Origin of the sequence: Kiloniella litopenaei (genome assembly GCF_000982415.1) — a bacterium.
GTDB lineage: Bacteria > Pseudomonadota > Alphaproteobacteria > Kiloniellales > Kiloniellaceae > Kiloniella > Kiloniella litopenaei.
Window position 1 is genome coordinate 381,163 of sequence record NZ_LANI01000003.1, and the last position, 15,521, is coordinate 396,683.

The following is a 15,521-nucleotide window of genomic DNA, read 5'->3' on the forward strand; positions in this document are numbered from 1 at the left end:
AGTCCTATTTAGTTCATGTCCAATAATGATACAGCGCCCAATAGTGATACAGAGTTCACTTCACAAATTCCAGAATTTCTCGAACGCCCTAATGGGCAGCATATAGCCTATATAAAGACAGAAGGCGATAAGGATTTACCGGGAATCGTCTTTCTGGGTGGCTATATGTCCGACATGACGGGTTCGAAAGCTACTGCGCTGGAAGAGTTTGCGAAATCCAGTAAGCAAAATTTTGTCCGTTTCGATTATATGGGGCATGGGCAATCGTCTGGCAAGTTCACAGATGGCACAATCGGGCAATGGACCGAAGATGCCATTGCCGTTATCGACGAACTGACAAGTGGCCCCCAGATATTGGTCGGGTCATCCATGGGGGGCTGGATCATGCTTAATACCGCCCTGAAAAGACCAGAAAGAATCAAAGGTCTTGTCGGTATCGCTGCCGCCCCTGACTTCACCCAGGACCTAATGTGGGACACCTTTTCACAAGAAATCAAAGATACGCTGTTAAGCGAAGGGGTTTATTACGAACCAAGTGAATATGGTGACGAGCCCTATGCCATTACCCTGAAACTCATCGAAGAAGGCCGACAACACCTCTTGCTGGACAGGACGCAGCCCATCACTTGCCCCGTCCGTCTGATTCAAGGCATGAAGGACGTCGATGTACCCTGGAATATTGTCCCCAGAATTGTCGAGTCGCTTGAAACTGATGACATGGAAGTCGTTCTGGTAAAAACTGGTGATCATCGCCTTTCTGAACCACAAGATATACAACGACTTAAGAAAATTGTTAAAGAGATCAGTCGTTAAGCCAGACACCTAACCTTTTTTGCTCTCAATCGAAAGCAGCCGATTTAATCCCGGCTGCTTTTTCTTCTTTTCCAAAACGGGTCTATTTGATAAAATAATATGTAACCAGTTACGTAATAGGTTTATTATGAATTTTCTCGCCTCACTCGGAAGCCTTACACTAGCAAGTCGCCTCAAACGCCTGAGCGATACGCTTTTTAATGAGGTCAACATAATCTACGAGAAAACCGGCCTAACCATTCAGGCTGGTTATTTTCCGCTCTTTTACCTTCTGTACAAAGAGGGTGCGGTTTCTGTGTCTGACTGCGCTATCGCCACAGGCGTCAGCCACCCCGCAATCAGTAAAATGGCACGGAAAATGATTGAAGAAGGCTGGATAGAGAAAAAACCCTCCCCCAAAGATGAACGCACACAGTTACTGACCCTGTCAGATCAGGCAAAACACGCTTTACCAAAACTTATTCCCGTTTGGGACGAGATTAAACGCTCACTGGACAGTATGTTAGCCGATACAGAACCGAATAATCTGCTTAATCAGCTTCTAAACCTCGAAAAACTTAATGGTGAAACACCGCTCAACCAAAGAGTTCTCAATAATTTGGCAGACCCCTATCTGTCCGGAGACATCGAGATCATCAATTGGGATCCACAATATGCAGGCTCATTCAAAGAACTGAACAAAGAATGGCTGGATTACTACTTCCTCAACCTTCAAGAGGAATGGGATAAAGAGTCTCTGGACAATCCCGGCGGCTATTATCTTTCCCGTGGCGGCACAATATTCTTCGGCCTTTGCGGTGGTGCTCCGGTCGGGACTTGTGCTCTCGCCCGGGTAACAGACGATCTCTACGAAGTTTCGAAGGTAGGGGTCACCCCTGCGGCCCAATCCAGAGGCATAGGACGTCGCCTAGTGGTTGCCGCATTGAATGAAGCACGACGCCTTGGTGCAAAACAGGTATTTCTGGAAAGTAATCGCAAGCTGGTTAATGCCCAAAAACTTTATAGAAAACTGGGTTTCTGTGAAGTTCCGCACCCAAATGGAAAATCAAAATACAGACGCTCTGATATCTATATGACTGTAACACTATGAGTATGAATAATGAGTAACGCACCCAATACTGACAACTGTGCGACAATATCTATGGGCACACAGCCGATAAATACCAGTGACATAGCAACAGTCGACGATCAAAAACTCTCGCGGAAAGAGATTCTCAGAGAAGTCTTTGCCGGATCTCGCGCAACCATTCCCATGATTGTCGGCGCCATTCCCTTCGGCATAATCTTTGGTACACTTGCAGAACAAAGCGGGCTTTCCCCTCTTGGGGCAGTCGCGATGTCAATTTTTGTGTTTGCCGGTTCATCCCAGTTTATTGCGCTGGGGTTGCTTGCGGCCGGAACCGGACCGCTCATGATCATAGCAACAACCTTCATCGTGAATCTGCGTCACCTACTCTATTCAGCGGCATTGGTGGACGATGTAAAACATCTGTCCGGGCCTTGGCGAGCCTTGATTGCCTTTGGCCTGACTGACGAAAGTTTTGCAACAATTGCAGACAAAATCCGTAAATCTGACAACATCTGGCGCAAAAGGTATGTCCAATGGTTCTACCTTGGATCTTTCTCGGCGATGTATGGCAACTGGATACTCTGTACTGTCATCGGCATTACCCTCGGCGAACTTTTTCCCGACATCGGAAACTGGGGTCTGGACTTTGCCATGTCCGCAACCTTTATCGGGATGGTTCTTCCCTACCTCACAACCCGTCCAATGCTGGCCTGTGTTCTTGTTGCAGGCGCCATGTCATTGGGAACAGCCGATATGCCGCATAAACTCGGTTTGATGATCTCTGCCCTCAGCGCCTTGGCTGTTGGCCTGTCCTATCACCTCTTAAGCCGGAGTAAAAAACAATGACCGAAGCCCTTATGATCGCTGGCATGGCCATTGTGACTTTCGGGATACGATATGTGCTTCTTGCTTCAGCAGGTCACTTTACCTTTCCGGGCTGGGCAAAAATCGCCCTGGATTTTGTTCCACCTGCCGTTCTCACAGCCATCATTGTCCCTGCCGTTTTAATGCCCAATGGCGATAACATCGAATTCAATCTGCAGAATGCGTCCCTGCTCGCAGCCTGCGTTGCTGTGGTCGTCGGTTTGATTCGCAAGGATCTGCTGACGACCATTGTCATCGGCATGATAGCCTTTGGCCTTTTCAAATGGCTTCTCTGACCACGTCTTATTGGAAATCATTTTCTTAATCTCCCCTGATTAAGCAATCAAGGAAACTCACCTAATATGTCAGATAGAAATGTTGTAAACTTGCCCGGCGCTCTTGACCAGGTTACGGCCCACTGGTCACCCAAAGTGCTCGCTCGAGTTAATGATCAGTTTGTGAAAATTGCCAAGATCAAAAATGAACTTGTCTGGCACAAGCATGATAACGAAGACGAATTGTTTTACATTATCAAGGGGCAACTCCTCATGCAGTATGAGGACAAAACCATAGAGCTTAACGAAGGCGACATGCACGTTGTCCCCAAAGGCGTTATGCATAATCCTGTCGCCAAAGAAGAGTGCTGGATCATGTTGGTTGAACCCGTCACGACAGCACATACAGGAGACGTCATTACCGACAGAACACGCAGTCTTGAAGACCAGATGCAAACCTGATCACGCTGCCTCTAAAGCAGGCTTTTTAATCCAGATTGATAGTCGGGGTAATCAAGTTTAACACCTAGCTCGTTTATTATCCGGCTATTATCTACCCGCTTGTTATCCAGCCAAAAGGTCTTTGCCATAGGACTCATTTCCGCATCATCAAATGAAACAAGCGGAGGCGGATCAATGCCCAGTAACTGACTGGCATAGGTAGTGACTTTAGACGGTTCTTCCGGCGCGTTGTCACATACATTGTAAATGCGTCCAGCTCGGGGATGATTAACAGATGCCTCTAGAACGTTTGCAATGTCTTCGACATGAATTCGACTGAAAATATGCCCCGGCTTATCTATGCGTTGCTTTACCCTGCCGGATTTAAGGGAATCCAACGGGTTGCGCCCCGGGCCGTATATGCCTGCCAACCTGAAAATATGCACAGGGATATCGTGTGCATCGACAAGTGCCAGCCACTCTTTTTCAGCCTGCGCACGTTGCTTGCTTCGCGGGCTTGACGGGCTTAACGGGTCATCTTCAAAGACAACACCGCCATCACGATTTCCATAAACCCCCGTCGTAGAGAGATACCCAACCCATTCGAGTTTTTCACACGCGGTAATTTCTGTGGCATGTAACTGCAGAACACAGTCCCCTTCCTTGCCCGGCGGAACGGACGAAAGAATATGGGTTACATCACACAGCACAGTCGAGGCTTCGGCCAGAGGCACAGAGCGATCAAAGTTGTGCACAACAATACCTTCGCTCTCCAGCCGCTCTTTCTTGCCCTGATCTTTATCCGAATCTGGCCGGATTGTGCCCGATACCTTCCAGCCAAGAGCCATCATCCTTCTGGCAAAAACCAGGGCGGAAAACCCCAGGCCAAAACAGAACAAATGCTTAGAATGATGTGACATAGCTTCCTCAATCTCGAAATTGCCTAATTTCTTATATAGGGTCCCGTAACAAACTGAAAAGCAAAGCTTGCAAAGTAATTCATTTATGGTCCAAATGCGCCTATGACACAAAAAAACAAACTCTTCGCATCTCTTCTTATGCTGCCGATAGCTGCTGGCTTCTCTATATCGAGTGAAGCAGCCGGACGCAAAGAGCCGATCAATCACGAAGAACAGTATATCGCCTGTATAAAGCTGGTTGAACGCCGCCCTGATGCCGCGTTTGAATCCGCCCTGTCCTGGGCATCGCAAGGTGGAGGCTTCCCGGCCGAACACTGTGCAACACAGGCGCTCTACGCCCTAAAGATATACGACGCAGCGGCGACACGCCTGGAAAAGCTGGCGAATGTTATGAAAACAGACAATGTTGAACTCCGTTCACAGCTGCTTCACCAAGCCGGGCGCGCCTGGTATGACCATGGCGATCTGGAACGTGCCTTTGCTGTGCAAAGTACGGCAATTACCCTCTTCCCAGATGGCACGGAATACTACATCGATCGCGCCGAAATTCTGGCTGAACTCGGTCGGTTTGACGAAGCCTTGATTGATCTTGAAGTTGCCCACAGTCTGGAGCCGGAACGCGCGGATATTCTCGCCTTGCGCGGAACAGCAAAACGTTTTCTGGGCAACGATGTAGAAGCCCTGCAAGATATCACCCTTGCTCTGGATCTGGAGCCCGATAATCTGGAAGCCTTGCTTGAACGTGGGATATTAAAACGCCTCGCGGGGGATAATAACGGCGCACGAGAAGATTGGCTCAGAATCGTCAATATTGCTTTGGGGACCCCTGCTGCAGACGCGGCACAACTAAACCTCGAGAAGCTTGATGTAACTGTCGAGTAATTTTTGAAATCTGGATTTCTGTAGCTACCTAGAAATCCAGATCTGCATAGTGTTTGGGCGGTGGCACCCCCGGTATCAAATCGGTCAAAACCCCGCGCATACAAGGGCGCGATTTCACACGCGCATACCAGTCTTTGGCCCCCTGATGCTCTTTCCAGGGAACATCCCCGATATAATCAAGGGACGAGATATGTGATGCAGCTGTGATATCTGCCAGTGAGAAGTCATCCCCGGCCAACCATGTTCTTCGGTCTGTCAGCCAACTAATGTATTCCAGATGATAGTGAATATTCGCATGCCCGGCCCGTATGGCCTGAGAGTTTGGTTCTCCCAGCCCCAGAAAACGCTTTAGCATCTTCTCTTCAACCAGATTAGCGGTGACTTCACGCCTGAATTTATCATCAAACCATGAAATCAAACGCCTGACCTCAGCACGACACAAAGGGTTATCACCCAACAGACTCTGATCGGGATAAGCTTCTTCCAGATATTCCGAAATTACCTGTGCACCGCCTGTTATGCTTGTTCCGTCATCTTCAACAAGCACAGGCACTTCACCAGCCGGATTAAGCGCCAAAAACGCTTCCCGGCGTTCCCAGACTTTCTCTGCATGCAATTCAAACTCGAGCTTTTTCTCTCGCAGCAACATACGAATTTTGCGGCAACCAGAATCGAGTGGAAGATGGTGAAGCTTTCTCATTTTCTGGACTATAACCCTACTGAGCGAATGAGAAAACCACGTAAAACAAGTTTAGGCAAAAGATCTGACACAGAATAGTAAAGAATAAAACACATTGTTTTTAAATAAAAAATTATAAATCTACTTTAATTTTGTCGAAAAAATGACGCACCTACTAAAATTGTCATTTTAAAGCGTATTCTTTACACCAATACATAGTTCGCCTAATATCGAAGCATGAAAGAAGGTCCAGACATCACCCTTATCGGCTCCCTTATCGGGGACCCCACCCGTGCAAACATGCTCTCTGCTTTAATTAGTGGAAAAGCCCTTACGGCCAGTGAACTTGCCAATGAAGCAGGCATAACCCTACAGACGACCAGTGCCCATCTCAAAAAACTTGAGGCTGGTGGCCTGATCCGTCAACGCAAGCAGGGCCGCCATCGCTACTTCAATCTCGCTGATGAAGACGTGGCAACACTACTCGAAACCATGATGGGTTTAGCTGCGAAAAAGGGACACATCCGAACCCGCACTGGCCCGAAAGCCCCGGAAATGCGGAAAGCACGTGTCTGCTACAATCATCTTGCCGGTGAATTCGGTGTTCAGATGTTTGACAGTTTGGTGGGCAGAGGGTTTCTTCTCGAAGACAGGAATGAGGTTGTCATAACTGATTCTGGACGTGATTTTATAAAAGCTCTCGGCATTGATCTCGATCCCTTGCAAAAAGCCAAGCGTCCCCTATGCAAATCCTGTTTGGACTGGAGCGCACGCAGAAGCCACCTCGCAGGATCGCTTGGTACAGCTTTACTCGATCATATCTATGAAAAAGGTTGGGCAAAACGCCTCGAAGATGTGCGAGTTGTTCAATTCTCGCGCCGTGGCGAAGCCGCTTTTCACGAGCATTTTCCATTACTCGCCGACCAAAAACACGCCAGCTTATAATTCAGGCCTAATAATTCAGGACGGACCAATTTGGATACGCCACTTTTTCAGACTCTTTTTTATTTCTCCAGTAAAGATATAAATATCATTGAAATCAAACGCTTGGGTTTGTCCGCTACGGCGACAAAATCAGAGATCTTTCACTGGATTTTGATCGACAGAGACCAGTCGGTTCAAAAGCTTACCTTTGTCTCCATGGGCGAAGAAAATGGCTTTCAAACAAGGGAATTTAAAGAAGGGAAGCTCCGCTTTAATAAAGAGCAGGGCTTTTATAACACTGACACTTCTCACTCGCTAAAATGCCTCTCGCCAAACGACTTACCAGATGCTTTAGCATCATTGCTGGAAAACTATCTAACCTAAAACTCTCTACACCTTATAGCAGATAAAAAACAAGGAGCTGCGATAAACACAGCCCCTTGATTTATCTACTACATTTAAGATCTTAAGCCGATTTAAGTTCGGCAGAATCAGTTACAGGGTGCTCAAGCAACGCCAGCATTTCCTTTGGAACCACCTGCCAGAAATCACCTTTGATTTGCGCCCAGTCATTCAACAGGCGCTCGGTATAAACTGATTGTGTCTCTGCATGGTGCTCCTTCACCAAGCCCAGCAGCACCTGTTCCCAGTGATCTGTCTCAATTCGTTGATAGATAACGCTCTCGTCATTGATACGACTTGGCAGGATACCGCTCGGGTCATACACAAAGGCCATTCCGCCGGACATTCCGGCAGCAAAGTTCATGCCCACATTCCCAAGAATGACAGCCGTTCCGCCCGTCATATATTCACAGCCGTTTGAGCCACAGCCCTCTACCACAACCTGAGCACCCGAATTGCGCACGGCAAACCGTTCACCTGCCTGCCCTGCGGCAAACAGCTTACCTGCCGTCGCGCCATAGAGAACCGTATTCCCGATAATCGTATTGTGTTGGGTGGCAAGCTTGCTCGACGCCAAAGGCCGCACCACGATCTCGCCACCGGAAAGCCCCTTGCCAACATAATCATTGGCATCACCAAAGACCTCCAGCTTCATACCCTGAACAGCAAAGGCACCCAACGACTGTCCGGCAGAACCACGCAACCGAACAGTTATATGCCCCGGCTGTAATTCTTTCATCCCAAAACGAGTTGTAATTTTTGAAGCCAAACGTGTTCCAACAGCACGGTGCGTGTTGCGCACGTTGTATTGTAGCTGCATCTTTTCACCCACCTCAAAGAAGGGGTTTGCATCTTTGATAATCTGGGCATCAAGCGTATCAGGTACTGCATTACGACCTTCAAGTGTGCAATAACGCTCTGACGTTCCGCTATCAGCCAAAGCAAGTAAGGGATTGAGATCCAGATCATCAAGATGTGGCGCACCACGACTGACCTGTTTCAGCAAATCAGTTCGACCAATAATTTCATTCAGTGTTTTATAGCCAAGTGACGCAAGGATCTCGCGCACTTCTTCGGCAATAAAGCTAAAGAGGTTCACGACCTTTTCAGGTGTACCATCAAACTTCGCCCGCAGATCATCATCTTGCGTACAAACCCCGACAGGGCAGGTGTTGGAATGACATTGGCGCACCATAATGCAGCCCATCGCAACCAGCGACGCCGTTCCCACGCCGTATTCTTCCGCCCCCAGCAGAGCGGCAATCACGATATCGCGTCCGGTTTTCAAACCACCATCTGTGCGAAGCGTCACATTGTTCCGCAACCCGTTAAGGGTGAGAACCTGCTGAACCTCACTCAAACCGATTTCCCATGGCACGCCTGCAAACTTGACCGATGTTTGCGGCGACGCACCAGTCCCGCCAACGTTACCGGAAATGAGAATAATATCGGCCTTGGCCTTGGCCACACCCGCGGCAATCGTTCCGATACCGGACCGGGCAACAAGCTTCACACATACCTTGGCTTTGGGATTGATCTGCTTGAGGTCATAGATAAGCTGCGCCAAATCCTCGATAGAATAGATATCGTGATGCGGCGGTGGCGAAATCAACGTGACCCCAGGCGTCGAATGACGCAAACGCGCGATCAGCTTTGTGACCTTAAAGCCCGGAAGCTGGCCACCTTCACCCGGTTTCGCACCCTGGGCAACTTTGATCTCGATTTCACGACATTTGTTCAAATATTCTGCTGTTACGCCAAAACGGCCCGATGCCACCTGTTTAATAGCCGAGTTTTCATTATCACCGTTTGGATGCGGCACATAGCGCTCAGGCACTTCACCACCTTCACCTGAATCAGACTTCGCGCCAATCCGGTTCATCGCAATATTAAGCGTTCCGTGCGCTTCCGGGCTTAACGCCCCCAAAGACATCGCAGGCGTGATAAAGCGCTTTCGCAGGGATGTGATAGATTCCGTATCTTCAACATCAAGGCCGCCATCTGTCGCCCGCTTGAAATCCAGAAGATCTCTCAGGTTAATTGGTCGGCGACTTTCCAGCCCCTTGGTATATTTTTTAAAGAGCGAATAAGACCCCTTGGTGACAGCTGTCTGCATCGTATGGATTAACTGCCCTTCCCATGCATGCTCTTCACCGCCAGCACGATAGCGATAAAAGCCACCAATCGGCAGAGCCGTGGAATCAGATTCCCACGCTTTTTCGTGGAGTTCGAGGGCTTTTTCTTCCAGACCGGTCATTCCGATCCCGGAAATCCGGCTTGGCATACCAGGGAAAAATTCATCGACCAGCGTACGGGACAAGCCAAGAGCTTCAAAATTATAGCCACCACGATAAGAGGAAATGACAGAGATTCCCATCTTACCCATGATCTTGAGCAAGCCATCATCAACAGCTTTCGTATATCGTTCCATACAATCATCAAACGATAGATCGCCGAACAAACCACGGCGGTGACGATCTGCGATAGCTTCTTCAGTTAGATAAGCATTGACCGTTGTCGCACCAACACCGATCAAAACTGCGAAATAATGAACATCCAGACATTCAGCACTGCGCACGTTGATAGAACAGAATGACCGAAGTTTATGTTCAACCAAATGCGTATGAACAGCACCGGTTGCCAGGATCATTGGAATGGAAACCCGCTCAGCGGACTGCGCTTCATCTGTCAGCACAACATGCTCAAAGCCTTCGCGCACCAACTCTTCTGCTTCCCTGCGAATTCGACGCAGAGCATGTCGAAGCGCACCAGGCTTGCCGTTCGCCTCAAAGGTACAGTCAACCACCCCAACTGTACGCCCCATGTGCTTGGATAACGCGACAAATTCCGAGTTTGTCAGAACAGGTGAATCAAGCTGAAGGATTGTCACCTGACCTTCTTCTTCGTCCAGAACATTGCCCAGATTGCCAATACGGGTGATCAGGGACATGACCTGCTTTTCACGCAAACTATCAATCGGCGGATTTGTTACCTGGCTAAAGTTCTGGCGAAAGAAGTGGTGCATTGGTCGCACATTATCGGACAAGACTGCCAAGGGAGTATCATCCCCCATTGACCCCATAGCCTCTTTCGCCGTTTCGACCATTGGATGCAGAATAAGCTCCATATCTTCGATGGTCAGCCCAAAATCCAACTGGCGTCGACGCAGTTCGTCTTTTGAAAGAGGCTCTCGGCTGTACTTGTGCCTCTTAACCAGATCATCGATCACAAGAATGTTTTTCAGCCAATCCCCATAGGGCTGTTGGGCGGCCAAACGATCCTTGATTTCTTTATCTTTGTAAATTTTACCTTCTTCAAAGTTGACCGCAATCATTTGCCCGGGACCAAGCCGCCCCTTCTCGATGACCCGTTCAACATCAATATGCACCATACCGGTTTCTGATCCGGCAAAAAGCAGACCATCACGGGTGATGGCATACCGCATCGGACGTAAGCCATTCCGGTCAGTTCCGGCCAATGCCCATGGCCCGGAAAATCCGCACACCGCGGCAGGACCGTCCCAAGGTTCCATCACCGCGTTACAATAGGCATAAAGCTCTTTGTGATGCTGAGGCACAGCGTCGTTTTTACTCCATGATTCAGGCACAAGAAGTGTCTTGGCCATAGGAAGAGTACGATCCGACCTAATCATCAGCTCAAACACCGCATCCAAAGCGGCAGAATCAGAACTGCCCGGCTGAATCACTGGCTTCAGGTCTTCAACATGTGACCCAAATTTCGGGTGATCAATGCGGCATTCATGAGATTTCATCCAATTGACATTCCCCCGCAGCGTATTGATTTCACCGTTATGGGCAATAACACGGAAAGGCTGGGCCAAATGCCATGTCGGAAAGGTATTGGTAGAAAAACGCTGATGGAAGATCGCAAAGCTTGAAACAAAACGCTCATCCAGCAAATCCGGGTAAAAATCAGCCAGATTTTCGGCCAGAACCATGCCCTTATAGATGATTGAACGGCAACTGAGAGAACAGATATAGAAATCCTTGATCGAATCCCGCTCTACCGCGGCTTCGATCCGGCGCCGAATAATATAAAGATCTGTTTCAAACCGCTCGGCATCAACACCCTTGCTGTTGGCGATCATGATCTGTTCAATTTCAGGACGACTCAGGCTCGCTTTTTCTCCACAAATCGCCGTATTAACCGGAACCTGTCGCCAGCCATAAATCGAATAGCCAAAGTTCAGGATTTCACGCTCAACAATGACGCGACAACGCTCTTGTGATCCAAAATCTGTCCGTGGCAAAAAAACCATACCAATGGCAAGATCGTCATTTTTGAGATGATGTCCAAGATGCTCGATCTGTTCCTGAAAGAAGCTTTTTGGAATTTCGACGTGAATGCCGCAACCATCACCCGTCTTCCCATCAGCATCCACAGCACCACGGTGCCACACAGCCTTCAACGCCTCAACACCCGCCTCGACAACAGAACGCCGTGGTTTTCCATCGATGGCCGCGACCAAACCAACCCCACAGGACGAATGCTCATCTTCCGGATTGTACAAACCATGTTTCTGGAAATGCGCCGCCTTTTGCTCCCATTGAGCAATCGGGTTCAGAGTTTTTTCGTTATGTTCCATTTGCTCTCTCCTCAGGCGGCGGCAGTTTTTCTGCGCTCGATATAACTATGTATTTGTTCAGCGGCATCACGGGCATCCTTGATCGCCCAGACCACCAATGACGCACCACGCACAATATCACCCGCGGCAAAAACACCATCCAGTGCCGTCATCATGGTCGTATTATCGACCCTTAACGTACCATAGCTGCTAACTTCCAACCCTTGCTCATTAAATAGCTGGGGCAGATTCTCCGGCGAAAACCCAAGCGCCTTGATCACCAGATCAGCAGGAATAGCTTCGCGAGAATCAGGCACGATCTGAGGCACCTGTCGGCCCGATGAATCCGGCATCCCTAGGTGCACTTTTGACACAAGAACTTCGCGAACGTTTTCGTCACCAACGAAGGCATCCGGTGATGACAGCCACACAAACTCGACACCCTCTTCTTCAGCATTCCTCACTTCACGCTCTGAGCCCGGCATATTTTCTTTATCGCGTCGATAAAGACATTTGACTGATTTTGCCCCCTGACGAACAGCTGTTCGGACGCAGTCCATGGCCGTATCACCACCGCCAATAACAACAACATCCTTATCCTTCGCGTTCAAACCGTCACTCATGTGATCGGATTTCATGCCAAGATCGTTCCGGTTTGCTTCTGTCAGATAGTAAAGCGCAGGCAGAATATTACCAAGCTCGCTTCCCGGCAGACGAAGATCCCGCGCCTGATACACACCCGTTGCAATCAAAAGAGCATCATACTTGTCACGAATTTCTGCAAAAGAGGTTGAACCACCAATATCAATGCCAAGATGGAAAACTATTCCAGCGTCTTCCAACAGCTTGATCCGGCGATCAACAACATATTTTTCCAGCTTAAACCCGGGAATACCATAGGACAGCAAACCACCGGCCCGATCATAACGATCATAAACATGAACTTGATACCCCTTGCGTCGAAGCTGCTCAGCAGCCGCAAGGCCACCCGGACCAGCACCAATTATACCAACACTTGCAGCGCGTTCGCGCACAGGCTTTACAGGTTGAACCCAACCCTTTTCCCATGCGGTATCGGTTATATACTTCTCTACCGCACCAATCGTAACGGTTTCATGCCCGGATTGCTGGATAACACACGACCCTTCGCACAATCTGTCTTGCGGGCAAATACGTCCACAGATTTCTGGAAAATTATTTGTCGCCTGAGAGACTTCATAGGCTTCTTCCAAACGACCATTGGCCGTCAGCATCAACCAGTCCGGGATGTTGTTAGAGACGGGACAATGAATTTGACAAAAGGGCACACCACATTGTGAACAACGGCTCGCCTGAATTTGCGCTGCAGCTTCCGAGAAAGAATCGTAAATTTCACGAAAATCTTCGTTCCGCTGATCCGCAGGTCTCTTTTCAGGCATCTCCCTGCCTTGCTGAACAAACTTCAGCATCTTTTCAGACATTGTCTCTCTCCTAATCGGGCAACTATTTTATTTTTATTTACAGAAGCTTGCTGGCTACTTCATTGGAGTCTGGGCCGCACCCGTAATTCATCGCAATGATCAATAGTCAATATAGGTAACTATATTTGACCTATTTGTCAAATCACACGACAGAACGCAGGCCAAAAAACAAAACCTACGCCTTAACTATAAAAATATAGTTCCGATTTGAGACTAAATAACTATCACTCTCTCGAATACATTTTTAAATATGTCGGCAAGACAACCTCAACATCGACAGGGGAAATATTAAACTCATCAAATCCAAGAGCTGTACTTGCAACTACATTATCCTTCTTGAGCATCTTTAATTGATCCCGTGTCAAAGGTGGTTGAGGCAGGAGCTCCATAAAAAGAGCCTGCACATATGCAACAGGAAACGGCAAAGCAAGATAAGATCGAGAACACCCGGTATACTTTTGCAAAAGATCCAGACAATCTCGGAAAGAGAGAACCCTGGGACCGCCAAGTTCGTATATCTTCCCCCCGTATTCTTCAGGCCGCTCAACACTCCTGAAAACGGCTTCCGCCACATCACCAACATAGACAGGCTGGAACTTGGCGACACCCCCACCCACCAGCGGCAAAAAGGGACTCACAGCAGCCATGCGGGCAAAACGATTAAAAAAATCATCCTCCGGCCCAAAAACAATACTTGGCCGCAAAACACTCGCAGACGGGAAAGACTTCAAAACAGCAGCTTCTCCCTCACCTTTACTGCGCCCATAGGCAGAGGGGGACGAAACATCTGCGCCAATTGCTGAAATTTGCACAAAAGCCGAAACTTCATTTTTTTGCGAAATCTCGGCTAGCATGCCCGGCAAGACAGAATGCAAATTGTCGAAACGCTGCCTTCCACCTTCAAACAAAATACCGATCAGGTTAACAACAGCGGCAGAACCCGATATTACCTGTGCCAAGGCGTCCTTATTGGTCACATCAACATAAACAGAAGTCACACTTCCGACATCACCGCAACAAGACAAAAAAGATGACTGCGTACGATCACGAACGGCGATACGTACGTGCCAACCAGCTTTTGCCAACCGCGCCACGACATACCGACCGACAAAACCTGTGCCACCGAAAACAGTTACAATCTTTGAAGAATTCATTTTCCACCCTTATCTGAACAGAGATTTGGTATTAGGACGACGCATTTCGCGACAGCAACAGAAACCAGCAATCACGCTTGACAGAAGAAACTTTGCAGCGAGAATGCCGAGATTAACACAAAGTCGACGTTTTATTACTAGACTATACGTCTTATTGTCAGACCAACCACCTTGTTACAGCCTAACCATTAGGCACAATATAGATCAGGAGCCACATTGTGAGCGATGTAAAAATTCACCTACACCAAACAGACCTGCCAGACGACATAGATTTCGGCACGTCCGTGGCCGTTGATTCAGAAACCATGGGCCTCAATCTCTCCCGAGATCGTCTTTGCCTTATCCAACTCTCGGCAGGTGATGGTGTCTGCCACCTGGTCCAGTTCAAAGATGGAAACTTTGACGCCCCAAACCTGAGAGCCCTTTTCACGAATCAAGATGTTACAAAGATCTTCCACTTTGCTCGATTTGATCTGGCTGCAATCGAACGATACCTCGGCGTCACCTGTAACCCTGTCTACTGTACAAAGATTGCTTCCAAGCTGATCAGAACCTACACTGATCGCCATGGACTGAAAGAACTGTGCAAAGAGCTCTTAAGTGTCGATATTTCAAAACAGCAACAGTCCTCTGACTGGGGCTCCCCTGATTTAAGCGAAGATCAGCTTCGCTATGCAGCTTCTGACGTCCTGTATCTTCACCGTATGGTAAAAATTCTGGATGAACGACTTGCCAGAGAAGGTCGCAGCGAAATGGCAAAGGCATGCTTTGACTTTCTGCCTTGGAGAGCAAAATTGGATATTGCCGGGTGGGATGAAACAGACATTTTCGCGCATTCATGAACACGCGCCATCTTGACGCCATTATTAATGCCCATTTTACGATCTACATAGGTGACTAGGTTTTCTGACCAAGTATCCGAGCTTAAATCCCGGCACTTTTTTAAAGTGCCGGTTTTACTTCACAGCAAATAAGGTGTACCAATTGTGCATGGCATGCACCATTGGTGCCAGTTTGCATTTTATCCGGGATATAAATCCAGGAAATGGGATA

General features: G+C 48.4%; 14 protein-coding genes. 9 read left to right on the top strand and 5 right to left on the bottom strand.

Going from position 1 to position 15,521, the window contains the following annotated elements; translation table 11 throughout:
• Positions 1-15 precede the first annotated feature (15 nt).
• From WH95_RS05880 to WH95_RS05900, 5 genes are all read left to right on the top strand, one after another.
• Positions 16-813 carry an alpha/beta fold hydrolase gene (locus tag WH95_RS05880; protein ID WP_046504237.1) on the top strand — a complete coding sequence of 266 codons (798 nt, stop codon included), beginning with the start codon at positions 16-18 and terminating at the stop codon, positions 811-813.
• Between the two features lie 127 nt (positions 814-940).
• A complete protein-coding gene (locus WH95_RS05885) occupies positions 941-1,903 on the top strand; it encodes a bifunctional helix-turn-helix transcriptional regulator/GNAT family N-acetyltransferase (protein ID WP_046504240.1) in 963 nt (320 codons plus the stop codon).
• A gap of 9 nt (positions 1,904-1,912) precedes the next feature.
• A complete protein-coding gene (locus WH95_RS05890) occupies positions 1,913-2,728 on the top strand; it encodes an AzlC family ABC transporter permease (protein ID WP_218044446.1) in 816 nt (271 codons plus the stop codon).
• Positions 2,725-3,042: an AzlD domain-containing protein gene (locus tag WH95_RS05895; RefSeq protein WP_046504244.1), complete on the top strand. Its 318-nt coding sequence runs from the start codon at positions 2,725-2,727 to the stop codon at positions 3,040-3,042. The genes WH95_RS05890 and WH95_RS05895 overlap by 4 nt, the downstream gene beginning before the upstream one ends.
• A gap of 66 nt (positions 3,043-3,108) precedes the next feature.
• On the top strand, positions 3,109-3,483 hold the full coding sequence (locus WH95_RS05900) for a cupin domain-containing protein (RefSeq protein ID WP_046504247.1): 375 nt from the start codon (positions 3,109-3,111) through the stop codon (positions 3,481-3,483).
• A gap of 11 nt (positions 3,484-3,494) precedes the next feature.
• On the opposite strand, the gene WH95_RS05905 is transcribed toward WH95_RS05900, so the two are convergent.
• Positions 3,495-4,382, bottom strand: a complete 888-nt coding sequence (locus WH95_RS05905) for an SDR family oxidoreductase (protein ID WP_046504248.1) — start codon at positions 4,380-4,382, stop codon at positions 3,495-3,497.
• Between the two features lie 102 nt (positions 4,383-4,484).
• On the opposite strand from WH95_RS05905, the gene WH95_RS05910 reads away from it, so the two are divergent.
• A complete protein-coding gene (locus WH95_RS05910) occupies positions 4,485-5,264 on the top strand; it encodes a tetratricopeptide repeat protein (protein ID WP_046504250.1) in 780 nt (259 codons plus the stop codon).
• A gap of 28 nt (positions 5,265-5,292) precedes the next feature.
• Here WH95_RS05910 and WH95_RS05915 read toward each other — a convergent pair whose 3' ends face one another.
• Complete coding sequence (locus tag WH95_RS05915) at positions 5,293-5,964, bottom strand: glutathione S-transferase family protein (protein WP_046504252.1); 672 nt, start codon at positions 5,962-5,964, stop codon at positions 5,293-5,295.
• Positions 5,965-6,180: 216 nt separating this feature from the next.
• On the opposite strand from WH95_RS05915, the gene WH95_RS05920 reads away from it, so the two are divergent.
• Positions 6,181-6,888, top strand: coding sequence for an ArsR/SmtB family transcription factor (locus tag WH95_RS05920; protein WP_046504255.1), 708 nt, complete (start codon positions 6,181-6,183; stop codon positions 6,886-6,888).
• Positions 6,889-6,918: 30 nt separating this feature from the next.
• Positions 6,919-7,251: a hypothetical protein gene (locus tag WH95_RS05925; RefSeq protein ID WP_046504258.1), complete on the top strand. Its 333-nt coding sequence runs from the start codon at positions 6,919-6,921 to the stop codon at positions 7,249-7,251.
• Between the two features lie 82 nt (positions 7,252-7,333).
• On the opposite strand, the gene gltB is transcribed toward WH95_RS05925, so the two are convergent.
• The 3 genes from gltB to WH95_RS05940 form a co-directional block, all read right to left on the bottom strand.
• A complete protein-coding gene (gene gltB / locus WH95_RS05930) occupies positions 7,334-11,875 on the bottom strand; it encodes a glutamate synthase large subunit (protein WP_046504261.1) in 4,542 nt (1,513 codons plus the stop codon).
• A gap of 11 nt (positions 11,876-11,886) precedes the next feature.
• Entirely contained in the window at positions 11,887-13,314 is a 1,428-nt protein-coding gene (locus tag WH95_RS05935) for an NAD(P)-dependent oxidoreductase (RefSeq protein ID WP_046504264.1), read from the bottom strand.
• A 224-nt stretch (positions 13,315-13,538) separates the two neighbouring features.
• Positions 13,539-14,468, bottom strand: coding sequence for a complex I NDUFA9 subunit family protein (locus WH95_RS05940; RefSeq protein ID WP_046504267.1), 930 nt, complete (start codon positions 14,466-14,468; stop codon positions 13,539-13,541).
• 218 nt (positions 14,469-14,686) lie between these two features.
• Between WH95_RS05940 and WH95_RS05945 the strand changes: the two genes are divergently transcribed.
• Positions 14,687-15,310 (top strand): ribonuclease D, encoded by a 624-nt coding sequence (locus WH95_RS05945; RefSeq protein WP_082114004.1) that lies wholly within the window; start codon positions 14,687-14,689, stop codon positions 15,308-15,310.
• The last annotated feature ends 211 nt before the right edge of the window (positions 15,311-15,521 follow it).